General features: G+C 66.3%; 3 protein-coding genes. All 3 read right to left on the bottom strand.

Going from position 1 to position 3,523, the window contains the following annotated elements:
- Positions 1–138: 138 nt before the first annotated feature.
- Positions 139–1,476, bottom strand: coding sequence for an ABC transporter substrate-binding protein (locus tag AC1Q9M_RS25480; protein ID WP_382322020.1), 1,338 nt, complete (start codon positions 1,474–1,476; stop codon positions 139–141).
- Between the two features lie 91 nt (positions 1,477–1,567).
- Complete coding sequence (locus AC1Q9M_RS25475; RefSeq protein WP_291121912.1) at positions 1,568–2,644, bottom strand: branched-chain amino acid ABC transporter permease; 1,077 nt, start codon at positions 2,642–2,644, stop codon at positions 1,568–1,570.
- 27 nt (positions 2,645–2,671) lie between these two features.
- Positions 2,672–3,523, bottom strand: an 852-nt coding sequence (locus AC1Q9M_RS25470; protein WP_444691318.1) for a branched-chain amino acid ABC transporter permease, incomplete at its 5' end; no start/stop codon positions are given.

Here is a 3,523-nt window from a genome sequence, read left to right as displayed (position 1 = left end):
GAGAACGGTGTTGGGCGTGTTCATGGAGATTCCGATTCCTTGGGGACCATTTGCCAGGGCGGCGCGCCACCCTGGCAGATGGCGGCTGGAAAAACCAGCCGCGAGAGAACCGCCGCGCGCGCAGCGCGGCGGGGGTGCTTAACTCTGGCAGTCGGCCGGGGTGCGGGCCGTCAGCTTCTTCTCGGCCGCGTACTTCGCGGCCGTGGTCTTCACCATGGGCTTGATGATCTGCTGGTCGGCCTCGATCCAGTCGGAGGTGAAGGTCCACTTGGTGCCGTCCCAGGTGTGGATGCGCGCAGCGCCCGCGCCCACGTGGTCGGCGCACGAGGTGCTGATGGGGCCGCGCAGCACGCCCTTGAAGCCCAGCGCGTCCAGCTTGGCCTGCGTCAGGTTCAGGTTTTCCAGGCCCCAGCGCACCTGCTCGCCCGTCATGACTTTGCCCTTGCCGAAGCGCTCCTGCGCGGCGCGGATGCCTTCGATGCCCACGGCGGCGCTGACCACGCCACGCAGGTACAGGGTTTCACCGACCTCGTCGCGCGGGCCGGTGCCCTGGCCCTTGTCGTGCAGCTTGGCCAGGATCTCCTTGATGATGGGGGCGTTCTTGTCGGTGCCGTGCTGCAGCGTGACGCCGTTGTAGCCCTTGGCGCCCTGGCCCACGTCCTTCACGTCGGGCTCGGCACTGGACCACCACACGCCGTACATCTTCTCGCGCGGGTAGCCGGTGGCCTGGGCTTCCTTCAGGGCGGTGGAGTTCATCACGCCCCAGCCCCAGAGCAGGGTGTAGTCGGGGCGCGACTGGCGGATCTGCAGCCAGGTGGCTTTCTGTTCCACGCCGGGCGCGGCCACGGGCAGCAGCTGCAGTTCGAAGCCGTGCATCTTGCTGCGCTCCTGCAGCAGCGGGATCGGTTCCTTGCCGAACGGCGAGTCGTGGTACACGAGGGCGATCTTCTTGCCCTTGAGTTTGTCGAGGCCGCCTTCCTTCTGCGCGATGGCCTGGACGATCACGTCGGCCGCCACCCAGTAGGTGCCCAGCAGCGGGAAGTTCCACTTGAAGATGGTGCCGTCGGCGCTCTCGCTGCGGCCATAGCCGGTGGTGATCAGCGGGATCTTGTCGACCGAGGCTTTTTCCGTCAGCGCGAAGGTCGCGCCAGTGGCCCAGGGGTGGATCAGCGCGGCGCCGCCGTTCTTGCCCTTGAGGCGTTCATAACATTCCACGCTGCGCGCCGTGTCGTACATGGTTTCGCACTCTTCCACCAGCAGCTTGACGCCGTTGATGCCGCCGCGCGCGTTGACCAGCTTGTAGTAGTCGACGATGCCGTTGGCGGTGGGCGTGCCGTTGGGCGCGTAGGCGCCGGTGCGGTACGACAGCACGGGCAGGTACTGCTCCTTGGCCTGGGCCAGTGCGGCGGTCGACACCAGCGACGCGGCGCCCGCGAGCGCCACCGTGGCGGCCACAACGATCTTGCGAAGTTTCATAGTTGTCTCCATGTCATGAAAGGTTGAAACACACACTCAGTAAACGCTCAAACACCACGAAAAACATCGGTACTTGCCAGCAACCTGCCGCTCAGTGCGGGAAGGGCCACAGGCGCAGCTTCTGTTTGCCGATGGACCACAGCCGCGCCAGCCCATGGGGCTCGACGATCAGAAACCACACGATCAACCCACCGAAGATCATCAGCTCGGCGTGCGAGACCGCGGTGGTGGAAATGGAGAAGCCGAACAGGCCGGCCACGAAGGGCAGGAACTGGCTCAGGGCGATGGGCAGCACCACGATGAAGGCCGCGCCGAAGAAGCTGCCCATGATGGAACCTAGGCCGCCGATGATCACCATGAACAGCAGGCGGAAGGAGTAGTCCACGGAGAACGCCGAGGGCTCCCACGCGCCGAGGTAGACGAAGGCCCAGAGCGCGCCGGCCACGCCGATGATGAAGCTGCTCACCGCGAAGGCGCTGAGCTTGGCGTACATCGGGCGGATGCCGATCACGGCGGCGGCCACGTCCATGTCGCGGATCGCCATCCACTCGCGGCCGATGGCGCTGCGCACCAGGTTCTTGGCCAGCAGCGCGATGACCGCCAGCACCGCCAGGCAGAACAGGTACTTGCTCGCGGCGCTCTCCAGCGGCAGGCCGAAGACCTGCAGGTTGGACACCGCCACCGAGCCCGAGGGCGTGTCCAGCGTGAACCACTTGATGCGCAGGAACATCCAGTCGGCGAAGAACTGCGCGGCCAGCGTGGCCACCGCGAGGTACAGACCGCGCACGCGCAGGCTGGGCAGGCCGAACAGGATGCCGAACAGCGTGGCGCACAGCCCACCCAGGATCAGTGCCGGGACCAGCGGCATGCCGGGCACGCGCACGAAGAAGTTGTAGGCGCCATAGGCCCCCACGGCCATGAAGGCACCCGAGCCCAGCGAGATCTGGCCGCAGTAGCCCACCAGGATGTTCACGCCCACGGCGGCGAGCGAGAAGATCAGGAAGGGGATCAGGATGGCGCGCATCAGGTAGTCGCTGGCGAGCATGGGCACGGCGACGAAGGCCAGCGCGATCAGGGCCAGGATGAACCAGCGGTCCTGCGCGATCGGGAAGATCTGCTGGTCGGCGCGGTAGGTGGTCTTGAATTGACCGTTTTCACGATAGAACATGGCGGGCTTTCTCTTTTTTGTTCTGGGTCACACGCGATCGATGATCTTTTCGCCGAACAGGCCCTGGGGCCGGAACAGCAGGAACACCAGCGCCAGCACATAGGCGAACCAGATCTCGATGCCGCCGCCCACGAACGGCCCGAGGTAGACCTCGGAGAGCTTCTCGCCCACACCGATGATCAAGCCGCCGATGATGGCGCCGGGCACCGAGGTGAGGCCGCCCAGGATCACCACCGGCAGCGCGCGCAGCGCGATGGTGGTGAGCGAGAACTGCACACCCAGCTTGGAGCCCCAGATCATCCCGGCCACCAGCGCCACGAGGCCGGCCACGCACCAGACGATGACCCAGATGCGGTTGAGCGGGATGCCGATGGATTGCGCGGCCTGGTGGTCGTCGGCCACGGCGCGCAGCGCCCGGCCGGTGGCCGTCTTCTGGAAGAACAGGCTGAGCGCGATCACCATCGCGGCGGCGATGGCCGCGGCGATGACGTCTTCCTGGTTGAGCAGCAGGCCGCCCTGGAACACCGAGTCCAGCACGAACACCGGGTCCTTGGGCATGCCGATGTCGATCTTGTAGATGTTGCTGCCGAACAGGCTCTGGCCCAGGCCGTCGATGAAGTAGGTGATGCCCAGCGTGGCCATCAGCAGCGTGGCGGCCTCCTGGTTCACCAGGTGGCGCAGCACCAGCCGCTCGATCAGCCAGGCCATGGCGAACATCAGCGCGCCCGCCGCCACGAAGGCCGCGGCGTTGGCCACCCACTTGTTCTCGACGCCGGTCCACAGGGGGATCCACTCGGAGAAGCGGGCCATGGCCAGGGCGGCGAAGAGCACCATGGCGCCCTGGGCGAAGTTGAAGACGCCCGAGGCCTTGAAGATCAG

It is taken from the genome of Hydrogenophaga sp. GW823-FHT04C09 (assembly GCF_058796355.1).
This window is presented reverse-complemented; position numbering and strand designations above follow the sequence as displayed.